This is a genomic window from Acetonema longum DSM 6540 (genome assembly GCF_000219125.1).
GTDB lineage: Bacteria > Bacillota > Negativicutes > Sporomusales > Acetonemataceae > Acetonema > Acetonema longum.
Window position 1 is genome coordinate 15,993 of record NZ_AFGF01000016.1, and the last position, 26,703, is coordinate 42,695.

Here is a 26,703-nt window from a genome sequence, read left to right on the forward strand (position 1 = left end):
TCGACGTACCTCCCGAACGTACAGTCTCACGCCCGTCCTCGTCGCGCCTAGCATCTGGACCTTCTTGAACGGTCTCAGGCGCGAAGCTACAGGTGGGGTTTGCATAGATTTCCAGAAAGAGAGGACTGTTTGACGGCAGAGCCATGAGAGTATAAAATGAGTTTATAAGCTTTTTTAGGAAAAAACATGACATTATCTGTGTCGTATTTACAGGAGGAGATTAGAGGGCATGCTCGAATGGTTGGCTACTCTTTCACCGGTATTTCAAGCCCTGACAGGAACCCTGTTCACATGGGGTGTCACCGCTTTAGGGGCAGGTTTGGTCTTTTTCTTTAAATCCTTCAACAAGACAGTATTGAACGGTATGCTTGGCTTTGCGGCCGGCGTTATGATCGCGGCCAGTTTCTGGTCTCTGCTGGCGCCGGCTATTGAGACGGCGGAGTCCTTGGGCCAGACTGCCTGGCTGACCGTAGCCATCGGGTTTTTAAGCGGTGGCTTGTTTTTGTGGCTGGTAGATATGACCTTGCCGCATTTGCATATGGGACTGGAAAAGGATAAGGCAGAGGGGATCAAGACTAATTGGCAAAGAAGCGTCTTGTTGGTCCTGGCTATTACTTTGCATAACATACCGGAAGGCCTGGCAGTAGGGATTGCTTTCGGTGCGGTTGCCTCTGATTTGCCATCGGCCTCTCTGGCCGGGGCTGTAGCCCTGGCTCTTGGCATCGGTCTGCAAAATTTTCCGGAGGGCGCCGCTGTTTCTATCCCGCTTCGCCGGGAGGGATTCAGCCGTACCAAAGCATTCTTATACGGACAGGCATCCGGTATTGTCGAGCCGATCGCCGGAGTTATTGGCGCATACGCAGTGGCTTCCATGCAGCACGTGCTGCCTTCGGCTCTGGCATTTGCCGCCGGCGCCATGATTTATGTAGTGGTGGAGGAATTAATTCCGGAGGCTCAGTACAATGAAGGCGGAAGTTCCACTAATATCGGTACTATTGGCTGCATGATCGGTTTTACGGTCATGATGATTTTAGACGTTGCCCTGGGATAACGGAACTGCCGGAATAAATGCCAGAAAGGATGAGTCTGCATGGAGTCCAGAAAAGAAAGATACTCTTCTGAGAAACAGACAAAACCCGGAAAGTGGTGGCTGCTCATTGCCAGCTTAGTCATTTTGCTCATCGGCGCGATAGCCTATTGGGCCGGCGCTTTTACCGGTTTTTTTGACCAGACCCAACCGGCGGCGGGAACCTCAGGCTCGGCTGATCCCGCTAAGAAAATTAATGTTTTGGCATTAGGAATTGACAAACGGCAAAGTCAAGCCGGCCGCTCCAATGTATCCTGCGTCATCACCTTTGATATGGCTGCCAGGAATGTGTCAATGCTATGGATTCCTCAGGACAGCCGGGTCAAGATTGACGGATACGGCTGGCAGAAGATCGGGCAGGCTTATGCCCATGGCGGACTGGATCTGGCGAAAAAAACAGTGGAAGACCTTCTGGGCATTCCGCTGGATTATTACCTGGCGGTGGATATGGCCGGCTTCAGCCGGGTGATTGACGCAGTGGGCGGGGTGGACATTAATGTGGAAAAACGCATGTACTACGATGCCTATGATGAGGGAGAGGTAGTCAATCTCCAGCCCGGACTGCAGCATCTGGACGGCCAGTCCGCCTTGCAATACATCAGGTTCCGTCAGGATGAAATGGGTGAACAGGGACGGATTGAACGTCAGCAAAAGTTTTCTAAAGCCTTGTTAGAGAAGATGGCCAGCCCGGCAGTGATTCCCCATATACCGACCATCATCAGTGAGACTTCGTCTGCTGTCACTACCGATTTACCGGCCGGGGAGATGCTCAGCTTGGGTAAGATGGCCGGTGACGCCTATCAACGCGGTTTAAAAACGGAGACAGTTGCCGGCGAAACCATTAAGATTGGCCCGGTGGATTACTGGGCGCCGGATATTGCAGCCCTGCGCCGGCAGGTAGCCGGGATTCAGGCCATAGAGGCAGATGAAGCTGCTGCCGCTGCTTTGGCCAACGAATATGAACAGTCTATTCCCGGGAAAGCAGAAGCGGCAAAACCTTAGCAGGTATAAAGTCAGGATTGGCATGGACAGTGGGTTTTCGCGCCGGTTCGGGCTGCAGCCCGCTTAGTTCGGTCATGTATTGCCAGTAGCGTTTGGGCATATGGCTCATGCGGCATTTCGGATTGTGGCGGCCCTGGACCTCAATGGTACGGTAGAACAGCCGCCACAACTCCCGATAGGTTTGCTCCGCTTCATCCGGCTCGGGCAGTTCCAGGGAGTTGATCGGCAGCACCAGGGGCTGATAAGGCTGATAGATGAGTCCTTGCCCGTGGGTTTTGTCATAAATCAAAAAGCGCTCCTCCGGATAGCGCTGGCAAAAGTGGGGGGCCAGGAGAGGCAGTACAAAGTTTTTCGGCCCTATTTCGCTGACCAGTACGTTGTTAATAATGGAGAACCGCACAAATCCCCGAAGGAGATCGCTTTCTTTCTGCAGGTGTTTGACCGCCTGGACCAGCGTATTCACCACGTTATCAGTCAGACGGTTCATCACCGACGGGCCATGACGATAGCCCAGGCGCAGGAACAACAGAATATACAGTTCCTTTTGAGGCAGACAGGTTAGAAATGCGTGCCGCACAAAATTAAGTGCGGCGCTGCCCATTTTTGAGGGGATAGACGCCAGCACCCGGCTGGCTTTTTCCGTATCCGTCACAATCGTTTTTACCGGCAGAAGAGTGAGCTGAGACGGGTCGGCCGGCAAGATATCCAGAGGGATTTCCCGTTGGGCGTAGCTTTCAAATAGGCAGCACAGCAGCCCGTCGAAGCTGCCGTCATAAACATAGATTAAATTCATATTTGACCGGTCAGGCATTTTACCATATCCTCCCTCAGTTCTTGCGCCGCCAGTAAGGGCGTTTCCGGAAACAGGGAAAGCTGCTCAGACTGCCAGGGTACATCATGGCGATACATCTCCTGGGTTTTTTCCGACATCAGGGAACGCAGTATAGCGCTTTCAGTCAGTATCAGGCCGTCGGATTTTTTACCGTTGCAGGTGATAAAATACCGGGCTCGTTTCAGTACGACTCCCAGCTTTTTCAGTCCGTCGAAATCAAGGGTGGCAGTCCGGCGGGCCGTGACAATCCGTTTGGCGCTGTTGACGCCGATACCTGGCACCCGCAGCAGGTCGCTGAGGGGCGCCCGGTTTACATCGATGGGGAAATACCCCAGATGGTTGAGGGCCCAATTGCATTTCGGGTCCAGATAAGGATTAAAGCTTTGCTTCTCTTGATCCAGCAGTTCGCTGGCAGTAAAACCATAAAAGCGCAGCAGCCAATCCGCCTGATACAGCCGGTGCTCCCGCCACAGAGGCGGCTTCGTGTCAAGGGCGGGCAAGATGGAATTTTCGCTTACCGGGATGTAGGCCGAGAAAAAGACCCGCTTCAGTTTATATTTTCGATACAGGCTTTCCGCCAGGTTCAGGATCTGAAAGTCAGTTTCCGGAGTAGCGCCGATGATCATCTGGGTGCTTTGGCCGGCAGGGGCAAACTTGGGAGCATGCCGGTAGCGCACGATGTCGCTGGTATTTTCCTGAATGCGGTTTTGGATGTAGCCCATGGGGGCTAAAATGGACTGCTTGGATTTATCCGGGGCCAGGAGCTGCAGGCTGTTCTGGGAAGGAAGCTCAATGTTTACGCTCATCCGGTCGGTTAAAAGCCCAAGGCGGTGGGTCAGCCCATTATCAGCCCCGGGAATGGCTTTGGCATGAATATAGCCGCTGAACCGGTATTCCTGCCGCAGGATGCGCAGGGTCTCAATCATTTGCTCACAGGTGTAGTCCGGGCTCTTGACGATGCCGGAGCTCACAAAAAGACCTTCAATGTAATTGCGGCGATAAAAGTTCATGGTCAGGTCCGCCAGCTCCCGGGGGGTAAAGGAGGCCCGCCGGGTGTCATTGGACCGGCGGTTGACGCAGTATTGGCAGTCATAGGTGCAGGCGTTGCTCAACAGCACCTTTAACAGGGCAATGCACCGCCCGTCCGCCGCAAAACTGTGGCAAATGCCGGCTGCCGCCGCGCTGCCAATACCGCCGGGGGAAGGCTTCTTGTTGACGCCGCTGGAGGTGCAGGCCACGTCATATTTCGCCGCGTCGGTTAAGATCTTCAGTTTATCAAACACATCCATCCGTTATCAACTCCTAGTGGCTATATTATAATATAGAACATACGTTCCTGGGAAGTGGCAAAATCGAAAAGTTTGCTCATCTCTCTTAGTCTTCGCCAATGTTCTGTTTGTCAACGGGTCTGCATATTATTTTGCAGACAACGGAGAGGCGGGAGAGAGCATGAGTGAGCAGCAATGGATTGAAACAGCCTGCTGGGCCGTTGCATTGCTGGCGGTACCGGCAGCAACGGCCGGATTGGTCTGGCTGATTGGGAAGACGCTCGGCAAGTCCGGCCAAAGTGATTCATAAACAAAAATTATCCGATAAAGTAGCAGATATGATTGCAAAAGAACCGTATTTGATAGTATAATGAATACGTTGCATTATGGGGGCGTAGCTCAGTTGGGAGAGCGCTTGGTTCGCATTCAAGAGGTCATGGGTTCGAATCCCACCGTCTCCACCACAAGAAATGAGATACAGCAAGGGTTTGATATCCCTGCTGTATTTTGTTTTATATAGAGTTGCCTTCTGGCTTGTCCCCTAAAGCTAATTATTACGGACAAATTTATAAAATGTACATTCACAGAGAGCAAAGAATATTTGCTTTTTGATAAAGTCATCAGATTTGAAGTAAGGAAAGTGTAATATCGGCTACCAGGTTGCACTGGCAGCGAAGTAACGAAATCCTCGGAATAAAGGCGGCATGATTGACTCCGTTTTTAAAGTGCCTTTAACTTAATTTTAAAATTGGAATTTATAATAGAGTTGATCGTTCCCTTTTACATGCCCTGGACCTTGTGGTCTGGGGCTTCTTAATTTTTACTAAGTAAATTTTAAGATTCTATATTTATAATTATAGTCATAACTACATATGGTCTCCCTTCTATGATTGTCCCAGCTTTGGCTGGGACAATCCCCTATGTCCCGTGCAGCAACATTCTTTATAGTAAATAAAAAAAGAGAGGTTTTTATAATGGGGATATCAGCAATTAATCATTACACTAGCAACAATAATATATATCTTATCAGCAAGGAATTTCAAGGCTCAGCGCTACCGACAAAGCGAAATGGGAAGCAGCTGCTAAAAAGTCAGGAGTAACAATTAAATCGGAGCAACAACCTAGTATATATAAAAGTTCGTATACCTTATAACTAAGAAGTACCCGGGCTTCGATTGCCGGATATTTTTAGAAAGGCGAGGTTTAAAAATCCTGCTGCCCCTGCCGATTGAAGTGCACCCTTTAAGTTAGACAGTTATGATATACTGAAACTTGGGCATGGTACAATAATCTGGACACCAAGTTAAGAGCAAACGATGGACTGCACCACATTAAAACTACATAAAGAAATGTAAACAAAGTCTGAAAGCCAGATTCGCATCACAAGAGGTCATGGGTTCGAATCCCACCGTCTCCACCAAGGGAAATAAGGTATGGCAAGGGTTTAAGGCCCTTGCCATATTTTTTATTCTGCGAAGCTGTCCCCTAAACAGAAGCCAGTTCGTATCTACAGAATGAAATTGACGTGGACCATTTTTATATTTCATGGTACAGTGGCTAGGAATATGGCAAGGATTGGCGAAACAATATTGAATGACGTTAATTGAAGGAGCGATTGCCATGAATTCGGAACACAAACGTTTGCTTGAAAACTGGACAGAAGAGAAGAATAGCGCGGCCCTTTACGCCAGCCTGGCTGTGAGTGAGCCGGATCCGCGCCTGTCTGAGATATATCGGCGCATGGCAGCGTCGGAGGAAAAACACGCCGCCGGCTGGGAAGAAAAACTTCTCCAGGCCGGCGGTTCTCTGCCGAGGTTCAGCCCTTCCTGGCGAACCAGAACCCTTTCCTGGCTGGCGAAAAAGTTCGGGGTGGCAGCAGTATTGCCGACCCTGGCCGCCACCGAAACCGCCAATTCCAACAGCTATGCCTCTCAACCGGATGCTCGCTCCCTGGTTCCGGTAGAACGATCCCATGCCGTGCTGCTGCAGCAGATGAACAAGACTTCCGGCGGAGTCAGCGGCGACGTATTGGCTCAGATGGAAGGCAGGCATCGGACCGCCGGCGGTAATGCGTTGAGGGCTGCCGTGCTGGGCGCCAGTGACGGGCTGGTATCGAATTTTAACCTGGTGATGGGGGTTGCCGGCGCCGAATTGTCCCATACGGGAATTCTGCTGACAGGGCTGGCCGGTCTTCTCGCCGGAGCGATCTCCATGGCTCTGGGAGAATGGATCTCGGTGCAGAGCTCACGGGAATTGTACGAAAGGCAGATTGAGACAGAGAGAGACGAGATACTGGGGGCGCCGGAGGAAGAGATGGAAGAGCTGGCGCTCATTTATCAGGCCCGGGGGCTGGATGAAGAGGCTGCCCGCTCCGTGGCCCGGTCTTTAATGGCAAACCCTGATACAGCCCTGGACGCGCTGGCGCGGGACGAACTGGGCATCAATCCGGAAGAACTGGGTGGTTCGGCCTGGGAAGCAGCAGTCACATCGTTCCTGTTGTTTGCCGTCGGCGCCATCTTGCCGGTGTTCCCCTATCTATTCCTGGTTGGCCAGACTGCGGTTCTCGCCAGTGCGGCATTATCCGCCGTGGGTTTATTTGCCATCGGCGCAGCGACTACCCTGTTTACCGGCAGACCGGTGCTGATGTCCGGACTGCGGCAGGTATTGTTTGGCCTGGTTGCCGCCGCCGTTACCTATTTGGTCGGACACATGATCGGCGTAAATATCGCCGGGTGAGGATTTTCGGGAAAAATTTTCAAAAGATACTTGAAGTGTCTAAACAGCAGGAAACTCCAGGACAGGCAGGCGAATTTCGCCTGCCTGATCTATTTTCGGCATCAGAGCATTTTCAAAGAAAAAATAGGCCTTTACTCGAACATATTTTCGGTGTACAATAAATTCAAACGCGAACGTGTGTTCTTGATCTTCTTAAACAGGAAGAAGGGAAATTATTATGACATGTGAACATTGCAATTCGATTATGGACAGAGGGGAATATTTAATGAATGACTGGGTCCGATTTGAAATAGCCGGTAATGGATGGTTTATCCTTAGAGTAGAGATTTTTACTTGTACAGCATGCGGACATACTGTGATTCATATATTATAGAAAGGGGAGAAGGGCATGACAAAACACTGTGATAGCAGCTAATTTCCTATGCTCATTTGTTTATTGAAAAATGTGGATGGCTTGTTTAGCTACTTAACACTCACTATCCGTCTGTCTAAAAATAGTTATAAAATGCATAAAAGGCGGCCTATTTGCCCGAATGAAAATCGCAGGGCTTTTTTTGCCTAAAAATAGTCATATTTTGCATATTAGGAGGGATTCAGTTTGGCAATTCATGATTTTCTCGTGGATATGAACCATCAAAGATATAAACTTTCCATCGAAGGCGAACATTGGGAAATAGAGAAAGAACTGTGTCTTTATTCACCGGAAGTGATCTATTTAAGAACCCGGGAACTTAATTCCCGGAGGCATACGGGCAGGCGAAAAATACGATCCGGTATTATCAGAAATTGCGAGTGGCAGGACGATAAAGTCAATACTTACGGCAGTTTTATGCTGGAATTAGTGGATCAACGTCATTCACAGCAAATAGAGGAGCAGGAAAATGAGTTATGATAAAACGCAAAAAATGTTATCCGAGCTAAAAGAGTATATTAATCATCCGGCTAAACTGCAAAGAAAAATGGGGTTTTATGAAAACCGGGAAGATTATCTGACCTGGCGGCATAATGCACCCTTGGAAGACCGGTATCGAGACCGGAATATCGAGTATATCCTGCAACAGCATAGTGCGACGCCGGAAGAAATACTGCTGGAAAAAGAAAGACAGCAGGAAATCATTGATCTGCTGCTATATATCCGAGCTGTTATCGGCGCCAAAGAATTTCAAATGCTGTGGCTCTATGTGGTAGATGGGCTGACCCAACAGCAAATCGCCGCCAAGTTTCATACTCACCAACAAAAGATTTCCCGGATTTTAAAAAAGATTTTAGAAAAAGTGCAAAAAAAGTGTGTAAAAACCCCTGAAATTTGTGCTGTTATATGGGGAGAACAGTCGTTCTGTTCTCCTATTTCCCCTGAAGCAGGCCATCCCAAACGTAAGATTGACTATCCTTATGAGTTTTTACAAGCGGTAAACGCTGGCGGGCATTGGCGAAGCGGGAAATATATCTCCCGGAAAGTATGCCGGGTTCCTGAATACCTGGCTGAATCCTTCGGAGACAGTCAGACCAAGTGCCCTCTATGCATGGAGGATAACGGAGATTATAGCTGCACCCGCCAGGAATGAACCGTTATCACTAAAAAATTAAAAAAGTACAAAAAAAGTGTGTTAAAAACCCCTGAAATTTGTGTTGTTATATGAAGGGAACATTTGTTCTTTGATGTCATTTTCAATCCGTGAAGGGAGGCAATCCGATGATGCTGCTAAGGTCAAGACCTATGTCAGGGCGCTGGCGGGATATCTGGCTGATTGACGGCGAGATATCTCCAGCGTCCCATCTGTCGATCCACTCAGCATGAATCCTATCGTAAGGGAGGTGCAAATGAAATGGGCAAAGAGGGTTTGGGCTGGTGGCCGCTTACGGAGCATCTGTGTGATTATGCCGCGTTGCAGCCGGAACTGGCGGGCATCACTGTCCGAGCCGGAAACGCAACTTCCAAAGCCCCTTATCCCTGTCTGGAAATTCTCTGGGATAAGGAAAGCTCCATGGCACTACATGGACCGGCCAAAGGTGGAGTATCCCTTTGGCTTGATCTGTGGGCAGCGGGAGACGATCAAAACCCGGCAGCCGCCTATGAGACTCTGTACGATTTACAGAGCCGCGTCTGCGATGTGCTAACCCGATGGTCTGATGCCGTCTGGCATGATCTCAACATGGTAGCCAAGCTGTCCATAGCGGAAATCAATTCCGACGGCGACAGCCACCGACCCCTGGCAAAAAGTCGTATGATACTCAATATAGATTGGCGAAAGTGAGGAAAAAAATTTATGGCAACTCCAAGTCCGAAAAATTTATTATTAGGCGCCGGGCAGGTGCTATTCAATCGCTTTGACGCTAGCGGCAACAAAACCGGCTTGCGTCATTTGGGCAACATCCCCAAGTTCAATTTAAAAACCGAAGTAGAGAAGATCACGAAAAAATCTTCCATGAATGCCTCCCGTTCCACTTACGATGAGGCGGTGAAAGAAACCAAAATCAGCGCTGACCTGGATCTGGAAGAATTCGATCCGGCCAACGTCGCCCTGGCCTTGTTCGGTGAAGAAGGCATCATCAGTCAGAAAGCCGCAGAGGTGGCCGGCGAAGTGCATCGGGCCTTCCTGGGCCGCTATATCCAACTGGATGCTATCAATCCCACCGGGATTAAACTCACGGCTATAGATCCGGATGTGACTGTCTATGAAGCAGGAGTTGATTACCAGCTAGATCCGGTGCTGCTGCGGGGCGGCCTGATCCTCATTCCCGAATCCTCCCGCATTCCGGACGATACCGACATCACAGTGGATTACCAGACAACCGCCGGAACCTTCCCGAAAGTAGCAGGCGGTGTGGTCAGCAGCATCGAAGGCGAGCTGATGTTCATCGGTGACCCGGCCAAGGGCCCTTGCTATAACGGCCAATTCTGGCGCGTATCCATCACCCCCGGCGGAGAACTGGGCCTGATCAGCGAGGAATACGCCACTTTCCCCATTACCGTGACCATCCTGGACGACCGTTCCCATCATCCCGACGAGCCCTTTCACCGTCTGGTCAAAGTGAATTAGGAGGGAGGCAATGGCAACAGAAATGAACGAACTGGACGTCTTGTTTCCCAATCATAAAGTCATTCTGGCCGGGGAAGAAATTCAGCTCCGGCCTTTTCCTTTCGGCGCATGGCCGGAAGTGATCGCCAAGGCCGCCGGCATTGTGCAGATCGTCATTGACGCCTATCAGGAGCATGGCCGACAGGCCTTTGACGTCTCTCTGGATCAGGACAATTTTCATATGGGCGCTTCGACCTTTCAACTCATGGTCCGCCTGTTCAGCGAAGGCGGCGACAATCTGCTGGATATTCTGGCCATCTGCGCCAATAAGCCCCGGGCCTGGGTGGACGCCCTGGACGGCGACGACGGCCTGACCCTGCTGGCCGGGACCCTGATGGTGAACCGGGATTTTTTCAGCAGGCGGGTCCTCCCGAAATTCCAGACTCTGCTGGGGGGACTGCCGGGACAGAAAGAGAATCAGGAGACGCCTCCGGTGGCCGGCCGGAAATCAGCTGGGGCGAAATCGCCCAATACCTGATCCAAAACGGCCATTCCCCGGCCCAACTGGCCCGATACTCCAAGGGCCAGCTCACCCTGTTTTACGAAAAGGCCAAACGCCTGGAAACCCGGAGGCGGGCTGAATTCATCGCCGACGTACGGATGTCCGTCTGGGCTGAAGGCAAAGACTTGGAACGACTGCTAGCGGCACTGGAACAATAACCCATGAGATTTGCCGGAGGCAGGAGGTCAGCTCCCGTCTCCGTCGCTTATCTGTCAAGAAAGGAGGATATTATGGCTCAAGAATTAACCATCAAAATTACGGCAAACAACGATCAGGTCCTGCAAGCCCTCAAAGCCGTGACGGACTCTATGAAAGGCTTGAATAAAGAAGCCGTTCAGTCCGGTACTGCCATGCAAAACACTTTTACTCGCATACCCGGTGTCGCCCTGAAGGCTGCCAAAGCTTTTACACAGGTGGCCCAGGCTGCGGCAGCCATTGCCAAACCGATGATAGCCTACCACGCATCCCTGCAGCAAAGCCAGGCAGCCTTCGCCGCCATGCTGGGGTCGGCCTCCGCTGCCCAGACCTTTATGAACGACTTGCGCCGGGCCGCCGTCGACAACAACCTGGATTTCCCTCAGTTGGTGACAGGCGCTCAGCGTCTGATGAACCTGGGCTGGGCAGCCCGCGACATCATTCCCGCCCTAGTTGCCGCCGGCAACGAAGCAGGTGATCAGGCCAACACCTTCCCCGCCATGGCGGCGGCTATCTCCAGCAGTCTGATGATCATCGCCGGCTCTATGACCCAAGGTATGTTCGACGCCCTGAACGCCATCACCGCCAAAGTCCGCGACACCACCCAGCAACTGACCCAGGCCCTGCTGGCCGGAAATATCGGTCAGGCCCTTCAGAATATGGTCCCGCCGGAAACATTTGCCGCTTTACAAGCCATCCACACCCAATGGACCATATTTATCACTGATATACAGCGGCTTCTGACCAATTTAGGCGCAGGGTCCCAAAGCGGATTGCAATCCCTGGCAAATGCCTTTCTCAACCTCCTTCCCACTATACTTAAAATCGGCGATATTATGGTCAGTTTAGCCAACGGGACTGTTCCCATACTGACAGGTGTTTTGACGGTATTGGGTAAAACCCTAGAGGTGGTTACCCGGTATTCGGATAACCTGGTTGCCTCCTTTGCCACCTATGTGATTGTCAGTCAAATCTTGGGCTTGACCCGTTCCCTGACTGGAGCCTACGGCTCGTTAAAAGCGGCCATGATCGCCATTACCCGCATCACTGTATTCCAAAACATGATCTCCGGCGCTATTGGGGCAATCAAAGGAATCAAAGATTTACAAAAGGCAGTCAATGCCCTGAAACTGGCCTTTACTAGTCTGTCTAAAGGCAATGTGATCCTGCTGGCCTTATCAGCAGTCAGCCTGATTTTTGGCGATAAAATCATGGACTTTATTGAATCCAAACTCAGCAGCCCCTCGAAAGATGACAACTCTTCCGCAACAGAAGATGGCAAAAGCAACAGGGATGAGGCCATTAACCGTTCTCAAAGCGCCCTGCGGATTACTGAAGCTGGGATTCAGGCCAGTGCCCGGAAACAACAGCAAGACCTGGAAGAAAAAATAGCTGCCTTAGAAAGGAAAAAGCAGCAAAATGAAATCAGCCTGGAACAGTATCATTTGGGGAAATCCGGTTATGTATATCAACAGCAGCAGGTTGATCTGAGCGCCAGCCATGCGACCCTGCAAGCCGTCAAAAACACCGACTATCAGGATTCGACCGAAAAAAATGAGCGAATCGCCGCCCTGGAGCAAGAAATTGCGGCAAAAGCCCAGCGACTCAATGAGCAGCAGCAGAATCTGGCGGATATTGAACGTATCAACGCCAAGCTCTCTGAAAGCGGACTGCTCGCCGGAGAAATAGGCAACGTCAATATCGACCTGGTATCCAAGGCCAAAGAGGCTATGGGACAGAGCCTGACAAAAAGCGGTGAGGAATTTCAACAGGCGCTCCTTGATTTGTTTGCCCAGGCCGATGATATCGCCACCAAACTGGCGGCGGTGCGCGGCGATATCTCCAGCAAACAAAAAGCCAAACTGGCGGCTCAATACGACACTCTGGCCAAAACCTTCCGCAACAATGGTTCCCCCGAAGGCGCCCAAATGGTCGAGGAACTAAAACAATTCGAACTCTTAAAGCTCGACTTTGCCCAGGCGCAAAAAGACCTGGAACTGGCCAATCTGGCCCTGGCCGAAACCCAGGAAGGGTTCATGAACGACCTTGCCAACGGGTCTAAAACCGCCTCTGAGGTCACGGAAGACTATGCGAAGCAGTATAAGAACAGGACAGCCAGCATCGTTGGCGAATTGCAGCGGATCATTGCTTCTGCCGGAAACAACGCTGAACTCTCCGCTCAGGCCAAGGCATTGCTGAAAAAGATCGCCGAAGGAACCAATCAAATGGTTGAGGCGGTTATTAAGAAGATCGACAGCGATCTGCAGGCTGAAATCGCGAAGATTAACGTCGATCCTGAAAGAACCAGGATGCAGAAAGAGGATGCTACCGAGGATGCGAAAAGGAAGGCGCATGCTAAAACGGCAGCCATGTATGAAAAACAGGCGAGGCAATATGATGCTCAGGCGAAAAGTTATAACTTGATGACGCCGGACGAGCAAGAACAAATTAGAAAGAAAAATTCCGGATTTGACCCGACTGCTCTTGCGGAGGAGGCTAGAAAGAGAGCGGAGCTTAACCGTGAACTTGCCGAAACGAAGACTCTTACTGATGAAGTCAGTAGAGCGAGTTCTCAGGCTTTTGAAGACGGTCTATTAACCTTCCTAACCGATGGTGTTATGAAGTGTCAACGCCTAAGCGACGCATTCCGGAACTTTGCCAATACTATCCTAAGTGAGATTCAGCGGGTATATGCCCAAGCAATAACTAAAGACATCATGGCTATGTTTCACATTGGAGGGTCGTATAATTCTGACTCAGGTAAATCATCTGAGGAGAAAATGGCATCAGGCGGGGTAATCGAAAGTGGGTACGTGCGAGGCCCTGGTACTAGTACTAGTGACAGTATTCTAGCTTGGATTGATAATCATAAAAAAGCCATCCGCATCTCTAATGGTGAATTCATCATGCGCGGGTCTGCGGTTGCTAAATATGGCAAGTCTTATTTAGATCGTCTGAACCGTGGACTTGTGCCTACCGAACTACTCCCTAGGTTTGCCGCTGGCGGCTCACTCATTGATGGCAGTACATTAGCAGCTTTGCCGGGACCTCAAGATATTGCGGCTACCTTGTCCAGTGGCGACACCAATATCCATCTTAAAACTGTCAATGTCACAGATCCTAATGAAGTCGGCAAGTATATGCAAAGCCGCGCTGGCGAGAAAGTTTTGGTAAACTGGATTAAGAATAATGCTGGAGCAGTGCGCCATGTTTTGTCGATCAGAGGTTGACAGGAGAAGGATAAAGGTGATAACCTCAAAATAAAAGATATTCCAAGAAATCGTGAAATTATTTAGAGAGGATGATGATCGTGAAGAGAACTGTGCTTGTTTTTGTTCTGATTATGCTAGTGGGAGTAACTTCGACTCATGCAAAATTTATTCCGGGTACTGATCAATTCACCGGCGGCAAAACATATTCAAGTACTTATAATCCAGGGGATTATGAACCAAGCGTTTCTTTTACAAAAATTATTAGCGGAAATATTGTGAGTTATGAAATTCGTTTTTTTAACCGGGCAGTATCGGGAGAAAAATTTACAAAAGACCCTATTGAGATCAAAATCGATGATTATCCGGTGCAAACCATTCCGATAACAGAAGCCTCATCTATGCCAATAGATTTAGAGGATAAGGACATAACATGGAATCGAAGTAAGGCGCCGACCCCTCAAAATATCATTGATCAAATCAAAGTGGCCAAGCGTGTTGCTCTCAAGGTGTATACGGACAAATATGCTCCTGCGGTTATCGTCCTATCCGATGAGGCTCTGGCTGAATGGAAGCAAGTCATTAGCATGGAAAAATAGAATAACCTATATACAGAGCCTCCGGATTCATCCTGCCGGGGGGATTCTTATGCCGCAAAACCAGAGAGTCCCAATTATGTTTATTGCCAATAACCCCGCCCCCTTCCTCCGCGCGACATCCCCAATCTATGACTCACCTCCCCGTGTTTTGTAGTGTATCTTCTCCTCAAAGACAGCATACCACAAGCGGGAATGCGCCGCCCTCCCGTTTCCATTATTATTTGTGCCGCAGCGGTAGCGGCGGAATAGAGGTTTTTATGAAAGCAAAAATAGTCCTTTTAATTTTAATTCTTTTATGGTCCTTTAATATTTCATATGCTGCTAAGGCCCAATTAGGAGTTTATTTCGATAAAGATCCTATTCGAATCATCTATGTGGATGAAAATTCTCCTGCTATGAGGTATGGACTGAAAGCGCAGGATATAATCACGAAACTCAATGGGCAATCCATGACGACGTATGAACTTCTAGGGAAAACAATGGATAGTATACCAGCGGAAAAATGGTTCACGATAGAAGTGATGAGAGACGGAAAACCTGTTGAAATAAAAGTTAAAAAAGAAAAATTTTCTTCCGATATTTATAACCTTAAGGAATTAGTTTCTGAAAAGGGGCCTTTTATATTAATAAATTATTCAATAGTAACAGATAGCTATCGCTTTTTGGTATTATCCGGTACTTTAATAAATAATACAAACACAGATTGGTCAAATCTGTATCTTACAGTAGATTTCTTTGATTCGTCAGGAAATAAAGTTGCTTCCGATGATGTTCTTATATCAGCGATTGATAAATCTGAAACTATTACGCTTGGCAGTTATCGTCATACAGCAAGATTATTAGTTGAAAATATAAAATTTAAAACCGTTGATGTTAACTTTAAAAAAGGGGAATATCCGGCAAACTACATATTCAGCTTGGTATCTCCTATTAGTAACCCAACCACGCAGTTTGAGGATAGTAACATTTCGATATCATTCAATATTTCAAAAATTGACATCGGATTCAGCTTACAAAACAAAACCAATTCCCCGCTAAAACTAGACTGGAATAATGTATCCTATACTGATTTGTCAGGAACTGCGATAAAAGTTCTACATGAAGGAGTCCGGTATATAGATCAGGGGCAAATGTTACCGCCGACAACTATACCTCCTAACGCCAAAATTAAGGACTTAATTCAACCTGTTAATCGCATTTATTTTGATGATTCATACAGTATGTGGAGTCATCGTGACTTATTGCCCAAAGCTCCTTTTGCAAAATCATTAAAAGGAAGATCTATTGGCATCTTTATGCCTGTGGAAATTAATGGAAAGATTCATAACTACAATTTTGTATTCCGAATTGATAATGTTGAAATATGAAAATATTTACACTATAGATGCTGCAACTACATGTTATAATGTACTCACCCTTTTTAAAATCATTATACGATAAGTACCCTCGGATACCCTTCCGGGGGTTTTCTTATACCCAAAAATCAGGAGGTGATCCTATGGCGGCATATAACGGTTCCGCCAACAGCGTCCTGGAAATGGTTAAGGACGTTGTTTCTTTTTTGACTGATCCGGCGAATTTTGACGAGGGCAAGGAATGGGCCCTGGTCAGCCCGGTCAGCGCTGTTGAGATCGACACAGTGCAGGAAGTCATTTTGAAGGGAGTGGGGGATGGCGATGATGAGATTTACATCGGACTGAAGATCGCGGCGGCGGCCGGCGGCCAGGTGAATTTGGTCTTAAACGGCTATGCCGGCTATGACGCAGGTTTGGGCTGGCGGGAGCAGCCGGGGGGCGTCAGTCAAAGTGTCCTGCCTACCCTGCCTCTGGTGGAAGATACCTACATGTCCTACTGGGTCAGCGCCAACTCCAGCCGGGTCATCCTGGTGGTGGAAATGTCCACCCAGTATGAATCGGCCTATCTGGGGCTGATGAAACCCATTGCCATCGAAAACCAATACCCCTATCCCCTGGTAGTGGGAGGCAGCTACTATGAAGGCGGCGCCTGGACCGATACAGGCGCCGGACACAGTTCCTTTGTCTGCCCCGGCGCTGATGCCAATACGTCCCTGCGTCTGAGACGCCCGGACGGTTCCTGGCGGGTCGGCAAGAATCAGACTTTAGGGGATTTGTGCGTTTGGCCCACTAACGTTTCGCCGGTCAATACACTTACAGTCTTTGATGATGTGCTGACTATGGAGAATGTGATTATGTACCCCTTTTTCCTGTACGAGAACAACCCGGTCGGTCTGGTCGGCCAGCTTGACGGCATCTACTGGGTCGGCAACCGGCAGGACCTGGCGACCAAGGACAGCATTATCTATGACGGTAAGGTATATAAAGTGTTCAACAACGTGCACCGCCGGGATAATGACTCATACTTCGCCATCGAATGGTTTTAGGAGGCTGATGCTATGCCGTACACAAAGGGCAGGGCTGCCAGCCTGGAAGACCTGCTGGCAAAAATCGCGGAATGGGCCACGGACGCGGATATACACGGCGACGACGCCTGGGAGTTGATGCGACAGGAAGCTTGGCCCCGGGGAACTATTTTCAAAGCCAAGGGTCTGAATGGAGAAAACTCCTGCTATATCGGCATGTTGCCGCTGACCTTAATTAAAGACAAAACCTACAAAGAATGGCTGTTCGCCTCAGAAAACATTGGCAAGCATCTGATCTGGCCGGCGAAGGGTCTCAATTTGAAAGGCGCATCCTATAGCCATACCGCCGGAGCGACAAGCTTCAACGCGAAGAGCAAGGCGTACTCCTTTTCAGATCCCGACATCGTGATCAACAGTGGCAGCGCCTTGGTATTCGGCGTATTCAAGCAATACGCTGAAGGACTTGACTGGAACGAGCAGCCCGGCGGGATTGAATTTGGCGACCTGAAATTTTTTCCGCTGCGATATAGCGTCGGCAGGAGCCAGGGTGCACTTCCCGCCCCTCTTTATCCCGGCGTTGGGTATCCCGGCATCGGCATGCCGGCCGGGGAGCCGGTAAATGGGTATTTCGACTACTGGCTGGCTAAGGACGCCTGCCGGCTTACGGTCGTCATCCACAATGCCGGCCAGTGGGATATGGGTCATGCCGGCATGCTTATTCCGTTTCATGCCGAGATGCAGTATGCCTTTCCTGCGGTGGTCGCGGGCTCGACGAATGGCTTGCGGGGAATGGCGACAACAGAAAGAGTAGGCGAGAGTACTGTCGTAAGAAATGGCGTAAAGATCGACTTTTCTTATGATAAGTGGGATCTATCCCGGAATCTGCCTCATGCGCCCTGTTTTGATATAACCGGCGGGACCCGGGAAGCATCCAATCTGGGATTGTGCCTGCCTGATGGCAGATGGCGGTTTTTTCACAATTTTACGCAGGAACTGAAAACAAACAGTCAGAGGAACGGCGACGGCAGCATCAGCTACTGGTTTACCCTGGAACGGCCCGTACGGGATGCGAACAGTGAGTTCGTGATCAAGCCCATGCACACGGATCTGATGGGCATAAGAGAAACGTTATCCAGAGAAGATACCATCACCGTGGAAGCCCTGCAGCTTGTGCAGAATTCACCAAAGATGCACACGACGAATCTATTCGGTTCTCTTTGGCGCATGGCCTGGCCCGGCGCAGACGGCCCTTATGGCGAAACGCGGGTAAATGGCAAGTTGTGCCTGCTGCTTCCTAATTGCTGGGAAGACCGTTTGTGGTATATTCTCACTGGTGGAACAGGAATCACCGACCCAACTATTCTCGGTAACTTATACAAAGAAATCATCGAATACGGAAAACAATTCCGCATTTTAATCAGACTGGAGGATTAAAAAGATGGGCTATACCAAAGTCACCATATCAACCCCCAATGACCTTCTCATTGCCCTCAGCGCCTTTGCCGCCGCCAATAACTGGACGGTGCTGGCGGAGGGGGATGACCTGGCCATTGACGGCAGCAGCGCTATAGATGGGAAAAGGCTGGTAATCCGGAGTCCCGGCGGTAAGACCTTCGCTCATTTCCGTTCCGCCAACGGCATGAAGATATTTCCTTCCCAGAATGCGGACGGGGAAAAAGATTATTTATATGGCCTTGGCCTGACATGCTCCACGGAATTTACGGAATTCCCGGCCAGTGGCCGCTGGTATGACCAGGTCGGAGTAACCAGAACCACAGGCAGTGAACCGATTGGAGTTGGCATCCCTCTGCATAAGTCCCAGGAGTACAATGTCTATTTCAACCATGTAGCCGACCCGTCGGAGCTGCTCCTGGTTTCGGCAGAGCTTTTTCCCGGCGTGTTTCAGCATATCGCCGTGGGTGAAACCTATAAGATCGGCTCCTGGACCGGAGGCACGATTTATAGCGCCAGCCGCAACAGCGCCAACATGTTCGTTACCACCATGACTCAGGCTGCAGTGGAAGCAACCAGCGGCCACTTGTTCGCCGTCAATGCCAAAGCCAATACCTTTCTCCGGGCCAATATCGATTCAGCTCCCTTGCGAACGCCGGAAGTTCTCTGGGCCGGCGCCGGTCCGTCCGGAGAAGCCGACGCTGGTTATACCGGCAAAAGACTGGCCTTGCCCGTGTTTGGCGCTAATGTGGCCGGCGCCGCCTGGCAGCCGAACATTCCCCATTACCGCTATCTGCAGTCCCAGAGCGCCGACGACACTGGCCGCAATGTGAACACGCTGAACTGCATTTCCGTCAACCTGCCGCTGGCGGTCTATGTACTGCGGGACCCGGACGGACTGGCCAATTTCAGCCAATGCGGCTATGTGCCGGGTCTGTATTTTATATCCACACGCAATGTCTCGGCCGGGGGAACGTATAACATCAATTATCCCAGCTCAGGTGATGTCTTTCAGGCGTTCCCGCATACCAGCCGGGGCGGGGTCATGGGGTATGACGGTTTTTCCGTCAAACAATAGCAAGGAGGGGTGCGGCCGTGGCTGAGCTAAATTCGCTAATGTATCTGGATAGCCCGGCCTTCAGCCAGGCAAGCAGTTCCCTGGCGGGCCGCGGCACGGCAGTCCATCCTATCCGGCTCAAAATGCTGACTGACACGAAAACAATCGGCGCCGGCAATGTATCATGGGGCGTCCTGGGTGATCTGAAGCGCCCCTGGGGTGACAGTACAGCGGTCCGATACGACGAGCCCCAGCTGAACTGGGCCTATCATTGGAACAGCGGGACCGGCATATTCGCCGTGACCGACAACACTGGTTCTGTCACTTTGCACCATGGAGTTTATACCCTATCCGGCCTGGGCATATCCTGGGCGGTCATTGCCAGCGGCCAGTTTGGCATCACGGATACTAACTACTCAAACAGCAGCGCCTTTCTGATCGCCTCCAAAGTCATCGAAGGCAAGTCGTCCCGCGTGGAAACTGCAATCCCCTGGACCAATGACTATCTGGCCGAAGGAGGCCGGCACGCGCTGTTTGACCGGCTCTCCCTGATCGAAATCATACTCACGGATGTTAATCTGAGCGGCAATAACGGCTATGGCGATGAAGCGGGCAGCCTCGAAAGGATCACTGAATACTTTGGCGATGATACGCTGCCGGATATACTTTTATCCCGGGGGGCAGGAATGCAGGCTGTAAATGATTACTCCCTCAACCTGCTGGCAAGCGATCCGGGGAATCCGGCCGTGCGGCATATAGTGGATCTTGCCGGACAGCAATTTGCCGGCGTCGGCTATCTGATGATCGCCTTGTTTGCCCAGAGACTGTTAAGCACTGATAGCAAGATGTTATATGAGCCATGGATGCTGTATGAAATATTCCGCTGGTATTTCAGTTCACCGCATTACGAGGCGAATGCCCGGCGAATCTTTGACTTGTCACCGAATTGGGGTTGATGCGTTTGAAAATATCGGAAACCCTTGAATTTTTAACCCAGGTTCATACCTCCTGGGACAACACCGAGCAGCGGGCAGCCCTGCGCAAGTATCCGCGCCGGTCCATATCCTACGATTATCACGGCATGATACCGGCGCAAAGTCAGTATTTGCGGGCCTTGTCCTATGCCAGGCAGAATGAGCAAATTGAGATTCCCCTTTGGCACGCCGCCTGTTCCATGACGGAACCAGCCTATGCCAACATGTCTCATGTCAGCCTCTCTAGCGGCGACCTGTGGCAATTCCGGGGCTGTAGCGGCGTTATCTTCTGGAGAAACGACGTGGATGGCGGCGAACGGTACTTCCTGAGCGCGTTACATGGGGACGGATCTCTCAAACTGACTGAAATATTGGAGAAAAACTATTCTATCCAGGGCCATATGATTTGTCCCGTGGCCTACGGCTATCTAAAACCGGAAGAGGATTTCATACTATACACAGACTCCCTGTCGGATATGCAGCTTAACGTGGAGCTGTTGACGGATTATACGGCCACCGGCCTGCCAACGGCGCTGGACGAAAATTATTTTGAACCATGGGAGAATTCTACCCCCTTTCAACATGCGATCCCCCCCGCCTATCAGGGGGTGGATATATTCCCGATACCGCCGTCATGGGCAGGGGATATTGCGGGGAATTTCACCCGGAACGCCAATAAGCTGGACAACAAAAGCGGCTTGGTCAAATACGATGTAAAGAGCCTGTCTTCGTCAGAAAATAAGGAAATGGAATATGTCCTGGCCAGCAGGTCGGAAATCAATAACTTTCAGCGCTTTTTCACCAAGTGCAAGGGCCGCTGGAAGTCGTTTTACGCCCCGACCTGGCTTAACGACATGACCATGACGGAAGACGCGGCGAAAGGGCAGTCGTATATCATGGTGGAATGGCCGCTGTACTGGAAATATTACAGCCAGATGTCCCGGCGTAAATTGATCATTCTGTTTCTGAAGAACGGCAGGGTTCAAATCATCCCCTTGGCTGGATATTCCACCGACGCTGCCGGTAAATATGGCAAAGTATATTTGGACAGTACCCTGACCGCCGCCGTGAAAAAGTCAGATGTGCTGCTGATTTCCTTTCTGCTAAGATACCGGTTCGACAATGATGCCCTGATCATGGACTATGACACGGCAGGCATGGCTACAACAACGATATCCTTTGCGGAGGTGAACGCCTGATGGCCCAAAGCAATATAACGGTATATGAAAGTTCTGCGCAAAACGGTCAGCCCATAGAATGCTACAAGTTCCGGTACCGAGATATGACGTACCTATATACCTCCGACCGGTCTGACGTGGCTTTAACCGTCACGGAAAACGAGCTGACAGGCACAGAACGATACGCAGCCGATTACATCCGACGCAACAGTATCAAGCCGTCCAGCCAGGGAGACTCGTCCAGCGTGGTTGTGACGGTCACTAAAGATAATGCTGTCGCGGCTCTGTTTAAGGCGGCCCCGCCTGACAAGCCTGTGACTCTGACCATCATTCGCCTGCATGACCAGGACCATGGCGTTTTTGACAAACTGTTCGCCGGCGAGATTGTTCAGGCCTCCTTTCGTGACTCAGAATGCGAACTCACCGTAAAAATGGAAAATTGGCTGTCCCGGAAACTGCCGAACTTTATGCGGCAGTTTTTTTGCTGCAATGTAGTGTATGACGCCTCATGCCGGCTGAACAAGGCCGACTATGAGCAGACGCTGTATGTGGACGGAGCCAGCGGGTTGAATGTGGCCATGAATGAACTGACCAACTATGAAACCGACTATTTCGCCGGCGGTATGATGTACTACGGCGGCAATATGAGAATGATCAGCGCCAATGCCGGCGCTGCCCTTACCCTGCGATATCCCTTTCCCGCCACACCGATGGGCTATGTGACGCTGGTTCCGGGCTGCGATAAATTGTTCCGCACCTGCGCCAAACGGTTTAACAACACGCTTAATTTTACCGGCTGCCCCTATATCCCGCCGGATACAGATTCCGCCGCCCAGGTAGGCAACGGCGTGTATTGGGTGGATTCAGCCGTGGTGAAGCGGGATACTGACGGATATATCGGCAGAATCTCCATGTAGGAGGAAGAAGCAATGTCTATGAATCCTTATCTCGGTTGGGGTCTTACAACACTTTTGTCTCACTGGCTGAATAAGAAGGAGGACGAAACATCCCAGGAACCCTCCGAACTGAGCGCCGAGGCAGCCGGTCTGGGTGCGCCGGTACCGGTGGTCATAGGCCGTTCTATCATCAAAAATCCTCTGATTATTTATTATGGAGGATTTGATTATAAAAAGTATACTGAGGAATACTCAGCCCATGCTGAGTTTGACGGCTGGGAGGTCATCAAGGCAACGGCAATCACCTGGGCCTTGTCGAGGGTGACAGGTTGGGTCTGGCCTCATCCCCATCCGCCCAACGCTGCGCCAAATCATGCCAAATCCCAGGAGCAATTAGGCCCGACCATTTTGAATGCGCTGATCATGTGGCTGTTTAACCGGCTGATCAACGAAAGACTGCTTAGGACCACTGTTCAAAAAGGTTTCAAGTATTATCTGGGCTATCAAATACTATGCTGCGTATCCGGGGCCGGACTGCGGCTGCGGGGAATCTACCTGAATGAGAAAGAAGCCTGGACCGGCGACGTGTCCCGGGAAGACTACCCAGCCGGCCCCTATATCATGCATGTGAATAAAGATGAATTATTCGGCGGCGTCGACGAGGGGGGCGGGTTCGTCGGCGATATACGGGCCTACCTGGGTGGCCCCGATCAACCGGCGGACCCCTGGATGGCGGCTGAGATGAGTGCCAGCTCCATACCCCAGGAATTAAAGGGATTGACGCCGGCTTACCGGCCCTTCGTCAGTCTGGTGGTACCGGTGGCTTATATCGGCAAACAGGCCGCCATTCCTCAAACCTGGATCGACCTGCAATGGATTCCCAATCGTCTGGGTCTGGGGGGCATCGGTGACAATGACGCCAATCCGGCGGAGGTCATCTATGAGATGCATGTCAATAACGAATGGGGTTTGGGAAAAGACCCGGAGTTATTGGATGTGGATTCCCTGCTGGCAGTGGGCAGGACGCTGAAGGACGAGGGGAGGGGCGTATCCTTTAAGATTACGGCCAAGGCCCAGGTGCGTAATATTATTGATAACCTGTGTGATCACCTGGACATGGTCCGCTATATTAATCCCCAAAATGGTAAGCTTACCTTCAAACTCATCCGGGATGATTATGAGGCGGACAATCTGCCGGTCATAGATGAATCCATCTGCAGTTCCATCGATTTTTCCCGGACCGTATGGTCAAACTCAGTGGGTGAGATTATTGCCGCCTATTCGGACGGAGCTGCGCTATATGAAACAGCTACTGTGATGGACAGCGATCCGGCGGTGATCGAAGCCAATCATGGGGATCGTAATTCCCAAGATCTGGACTTCACCTATTTTACCAACGCGGCCAATGCGGCTTGGGCAGCTAACCGGGAACTAAAGCAGAGAGGGTTCCCTCTGGCTTCCGCCAGCCTGATTTGCAATCGCAAGGCCTACACTCTGAGACCGGGGGACCCATTTAAGCTAAACTGGAAACCTTATGGCATATCCGGTTTGGTCATGCGGGTCAGCGATATTGATATTGGTGATTTTGTCAGCGGCGAGATCACGGTGGACGCTGTCGAAGATGTCTTCGGTGCGGGTAAGACCACTTATGGCGCTAATGATACAACCTCCTGGACCAGACCGATGGAATATCCCACCGGCGTGCAGGTATTCCGGTATTTCGAGGCGCCCTGGGAGTTGGGCCATTCGCTGGAAAGCTATGTTTACGCCTTGGCGGCGCAGCCGGACAACATTACGGCCCGTTGGGACGTGTGGCGGTATAAAGACCTGTCCTGGATAAAAACACATGGATTGAACCTCTGGACGCCGGCGGGACAGTTGGTCGGTCCCATTGCACTAGACAGTGCCATGGAAGACAGTGTCGGATTTGAACTCATCGATTTGGGGGGCCTGTTTGATTTGGCCAGACGCAATGTCAAACCCGGCATGGATTTAGCCCGTAACGGCTCACGCCTGCTGGTAATCAATAGCGAACTGATGGGGTGGGGTACGCTGACACAACTGGCCAATGGCAATTGGCGGGTGTCGAATATTATCCGGGCCACCCATGATACCGTACCGGCCGGCCATGGTGCCGGCGACATCGTTTATTTCCTGGACCCGGGATATTACGCCAATGTGACGACCGGCGGACCGATATGCCCTGCTGGCGAAACCGTCAGCGAGCAATACAATATCACTACGGCCACTGCCGACGCCGAGGAAGAGTTCAGCGCCGCGAAAGTCAGGCCGTTGACCACCGTCCGCCGCGCCGAGCGGCCCAATCCTCCTGGCCGAATCCGTCTGACCAGCCATATGCAGGCAGCGTTGCCGCGCATCACTGAAGCCACCGGCGATTTGCAATTGGCTTGGGCTGTGCGAAACAAAACAGTTGCCCATGGCTGCGTGTCCCAGGATGATATCACCGATTACTATAGCGGGCAGGATATTGAAGCCGAAAACGGACTGCAGACAGTCATCAGGATGTATAGCGGAAGCGCCTTGCTCCGGGAGGAGGTCCTGTCTCAGATACCGGCAGGGGATGACGCGGTTTTACCTAAGACTCCGACAAAATGGACCTATACCTGGGCGCAGCGCTGCCTGGACCGGGCCTCCTTTGACGCGGAGACGACCATTGTCGTCACAGCGAAATTCAATGGCCTGGAATCCTATCAGAACCATGTGCGTACTTTCTTCTGGAAGCCGCCCTATATCGTTGATGCCTGCGCCACGGAACAAGAGGCGCAGGCCATCCTGTCCAGGATATACAGCAACGGGAATGTGGTAGTATCCTTTCCCGATACCACGCTCAACAGGACCATCCCTCTGACGGATATGCCGGTTATTGTACTGGGAACTGTCTATGATAATAGATATACGCAAATGGCGGGAGAAAACGGCATGCCCATTGTGGTGGATGCGCTAGCCTTGGGTGGGATTTTATTGCCGTCCGGCAAATGGGTGGTGCCTAATGGCACAATCCTGGCGATCATCGGCGCAAATACTTATGATGTGATGACTCTGGCTAACGGCTATATCGCCCTGACATACTTTGATCCCGACGCTATGGGTAACTTGGCGGCGTATCAATATGACGGCGCTGGGTTCCGACAAATCGCCGTGCCGAATTTATAGGGAGGTGTGGGAAAATGGCCACAGATACGGCAAATATCAATTTAAAACTCATTGAAAGCTCAGACCTTGTGAGCAAAGAACTGCTGAACACAAACACAGAAATTCTTGACGCTGCAATCGGTGCGTTGCAAGAAGGGCAGGAGCCGATCCCTGATATGCAGGAAAAACTGGATGACTTAGAAAACGCTCAAAATCTTCTGGCGCCCAGGGTTACGGCAGCCGAACGGAATATAGCTCAATTGGGAAGCAATGTGACAGGCTTGCAAGGGGATGTTGCAGCCCTGCAGGCCCAGGTGGATGCCAAGGCCGAGATAGACGACACCCAGACGGCTGCCGGGACAACCTATTCCAGCGAAAAGATTATGACGGTCATTGCGGAAAGCCTCTCTGAATTAGAGGTAGACAACCTATCTATTCATGCTATCAAGCAGGATCTAGTGGCGAACAAATACCTAAAGGTCAATGCCGCCGGTACCGGAATCGACCAGGTGGATGTAGCCGCGGGAGGCGGGGGTGTCCCTGCATTAAAGGCCTTTGACGTGGGTGGGGATACGGTTGCGGTGTGCCAACATGATCTTGGAACTAGGGACGTATTTGTCACGGTGCGGAGTAATCATGCCGAGGATAACTATGACTACCCTCTATTTCAAGCCGAAGCCACTGACGAAAATACGGTAACCGTTCGATTCGCCGAGGCGCCGGATCCGGGAGAATTCCGCGTGTTAATATCAGGAGGCTTGTCTGAGACGCCACCGCCCCCAAGCATAGCAATACCGATGATCAATCCGGTCAATAACTCCTGCTCCGCCATTCTTTTACTGCGGTCTGCCAGAACGTTAAAAACCCTGACCGTACAATCTACAGACAATACCAGTTTAAATGGAGACCTCGTGCCTAGTTCCGAAGTTACTTTAAGGCTGTATAAGAACGATGCCGAGCAGTACAACTTCTCATTTTCGACTGCAAAGGCGACAGCTGATATGACAGATGTGGTATATGCGGTGGGGGATACCTTTTGGTACAAAGTTGAGACGACAGCAAATAATTTAAAAATGCTGAATGTACAGCCGGAATTTAGCTAG

Annotated in this window: 22 protein-coding genes and 1 tRNA gene; 21 read left to right on the forward strand and 2 right to left on the reverse strand. The window is 50.8% G+C overall.

Going from position 1 to position 26,703, the window contains the following annotated elements; all coding sequences use genetic code 11:
• Window positions 1-229: 229 nt before the first annotated feature.
• Together ALO_RS01695 and ALO_RS01700 are read left to right on the forward strand one after the other, a co-directional pair.
• A complete protein-coding gene (locus tag ALO_RS01695) occupies window positions 230-1,051 on the forward strand; it encodes a ZIP family metal transporter (protein ID WP_004092161.1) in 822 nt (273 codons plus the stop codon).
• A gap of 39 nt (window positions 1,052-1,090) precedes the next feature.
• A complete protein-coding gene (locus ALO_RS01700; protein ID WP_004092163.1) occupies window positions 1,091-2,089 on the forward strand; it encodes an LCP family protein in 999 nt (332 codons plus the stop codon).
• On the opposite strand, the gene ALO_RS01705 is transcribed toward ALO_RS01700, so the two are convergent.
• Together ALO_RS01705 and ALO_RS01710 are read right to left on the reverse strand one after the other, a co-directional pair.
• On the reverse strand, window positions 2,055-2,900 hold the full coding sequence (locus tag ALO_RS01705) for a TIGR03915 family putative DNA repair protein (RefSeq protein ID WP_004092165.1): 846 nt from the start codon (window positions 2,898-2,900) through the stop codon (window positions 2,055-2,057). The two genes, ALO_RS01700 and ALO_RS01705, sit on opposite strands and share 35 nt — an antisense overlap.
• Window positions 2,879-4,210 (reverse strand): putative DNA modification/repair radical SAM protein, encoded by a 1,332-nt coding sequence (locus tag ALO_RS01710; protein WP_004092167.1) that lies wholly within the window; start codon window positions 4,208-4,210, stop codon window positions 2,879-2,881. The genes ALO_RS01705 and ALO_RS01710 overlap by 22 nt, the downstream gene beginning before the upstream one ends.
• Window positions 4,211-4,370: 160 nt before the next feature.
• On the opposite strand from ALO_RS01710, the gene ALO_RS23420 reads away from it, so the two are divergent.
• The 19 genes from ALO_RS23420 to ALO_RS01800 all read left to right on the forward strand — a co-directional run bounded on the left by ALO_RS23420 (window position 4,371) and on the right by ALO_RS01800 (window position 26,703).
• Window positions 4,371-4,499: a hypothetical protein gene (locus tag ALO_RS23420; RefSeq protein ID WP_004092169.1), complete on the forward strand. Its 129-nt coding sequence runs from the start codon at window positions 4,371-4,373 to the stop codon at window positions 4,497-4,499.
• A 78-nt stretch (window positions 4,500-4,577) separates the two neighbouring features.
• Window positions 4,578-4,653: transfer RNA gene (locus ALO_RS01715), tRNA-Ala, on the forward strand.
• Between the two features lie 1,156 nt (window positions 4,654-5,809).
• Window positions 5,810-6,925, forward strand: a complete 1,116-nt coding sequence (locus ALO_RS01720; protein WP_004092171.1) for a VIT1/CCC1 transporter family protein — start codon at window positions 5,810-5,812, stop codon at window positions 6,923-6,925.
• Between the two features lie 598 nt (window positions 6,926-7,523).
• The gene (locus ALO_RS01725; RefSeq protein WP_004092173.1) at window positions 7,524-7,817 is read left to right on the forward strand and encodes a hypothetical protein; all 294 of its coding nucleotides are present in this window, start codon (window positions 7,524-7,526) and stop codon (window positions 7,815-7,817) included.
• A complete protein-coding gene (locus ALO_RS01730) occupies window positions 7,807-8,490 on the forward strand; it encodes a sigma-70 RNA polymerase sigma factor region 4 domain-containing protein (protein ID WP_004092174.1) in 684 nt (227 codons plus the stop codon). The genes ALO_RS01725 and ALO_RS01730 overlap by 11 nt, the downstream gene beginning before the upstream one ends.
• 261 nt (window positions 8,491-8,751) lie before the next feature.
• Entirely contained in the window at window positions 8,752-9,180 is a 429-nt protein-coding gene (locus ALO_RS01735; protein WP_004092175.1) for a hypothetical protein, read from the forward strand.
• A gap of 12 nt (window positions 9,181-9,192) precedes the next feature.
• Window positions 9,193-9,966 (forward strand): phage tail tube protein, encoded by a 774-nt coding sequence (locus ALO_RS01740; RefSeq protein WP_004092176.1) that lies wholly within the window; start codon window positions 9,193-9,195, stop codon window positions 9,964-9,966.
• A gap of 10 nt (window positions 9,967-9,976) precedes the next feature.
• Window positions 9,977-10,483 carry a DUF6631 family protein gene (locus ALO_RS20650; protein WP_004092177.1) on the forward strand — a complete coding sequence of 169 codons (507 nt, stop codon included), beginning with the start codon at window positions 9,977-9,979 and terminating at the stop codon, window positions 10,481-10,483.
• Between the two features lie 254 nt (window positions 10,484-10,737).
• On the forward strand, window positions 10,738-13,932 hold the full coding sequence (locus ALO_RS01750; protein ID WP_004092178.1) for a hypothetical protein: 3,195 nt from the start codon (window positions 10,738-10,740) through the stop codon (window positions 13,930-13,932).
• A gap of 80 nt (window positions 13,933-14,012) precedes the next feature.
• A complete protein-coding gene (locus ALO_RS01755) occupies window positions 14,013-14,510 on the forward strand; it encodes a hypothetical protein (protein WP_004092180.1) in 498 nt (165 codons plus the stop codon).
• 257 nt (window positions 14,511-14,767) lie between these two features.
• The gene (locus ALO_RS01760) at window positions 14,768-15,877 is read left to right on the forward strand and encodes a PDZ domain-containing protein (protein ID WP_004092183.1); all 1,110 of its coding nucleotides are present in this window, start codon (window positions 14,768-14,770) and stop codon (window positions 15,875-15,877) included.
• 131 nt (window positions 15,878-16,008) lie between these two features.
• A complete protein-coding gene (locus ALO_RS01765) occupies window positions 16,009-16,911 on the forward strand; it encodes a hypothetical protein (RefSeq protein ID WP_004092184.1) in 903 nt (300 codons plus the stop codon).
• A 12-nt stretch (window positions 16,912-16,923) separates the two neighbouring features.
• Window positions 16,924-18,324 (forward strand): hypothetical protein, encoded by a 1,401-nt coding sequence (locus ALO_RS01770; protein ID WP_004092185.1) that lies wholly within the window; start codon window positions 16,924-16,926, stop codon window positions 18,322-18,324.
• A 4-nt stretch (window positions 18,325-18,328) separates the two neighbouring features.
• Window positions 18,329-19,420 (forward strand): hypothetical protein, encoded by a 1,092-nt coding sequence (locus ALO_RS01775; protein ID WP_004092186.1) that lies wholly within the window; start codon window positions 18,329-18,331, stop codon window positions 19,418-19,420.
• A gap of 17 nt (window positions 19,421-19,437) precedes the next feature.
• Window positions 19,438-20,355, forward strand: a complete 918-nt coding sequence (locus ALO_RS01780) for a hypothetical protein (RefSeq protein ID WP_004092187.1) — start codon at window positions 19,438-19,440, stop codon at window positions 20,353-20,355.
• Entirely contained in the window at window positions 20,355-21,572 is a 1,218-nt protein-coding gene (locus ALO_RS01785) for a hypothetical protein (RefSeq protein ID WP_004092189.1), read from the forward strand. Before ALO_RS01780 ends, ALO_RS01785 begins: the two co-directional genes overlap by 1 nt.
• Window positions 21,572-22,468, forward strand: a complete 897-nt coding sequence (locus ALO_RS01790; RefSeq protein ID WP_004092190.1) for a phage BR0599 family protein — start codon at window positions 21,572-21,574, stop codon at window positions 22,466-22,468. The genes ALO_RS01785 and ALO_RS01790 overlap by 1 nt, the downstream gene beginning before the upstream one ends.
• 12 nt (window positions 22,469-22,480) lie before the next feature.
• Window positions 22,481-25,621, forward strand: coding sequence for a phage tail protein (locus tag ALO_RS01795; RefSeq protein ID WP_004092191.1), 3,141 nt, complete (start codon window positions 22,481-22,483; stop codon window positions 25,619-25,621).
• Window positions 25,622-25,635: 14 nt separating this feature from the next.
• Entirely contained in the window at window positions 25,636-26,703 is a 1,068-nt protein-coding gene (locus tag ALO_RS01800; protein ID WP_004092192.1) for a hypothetical protein, read from the forward strand.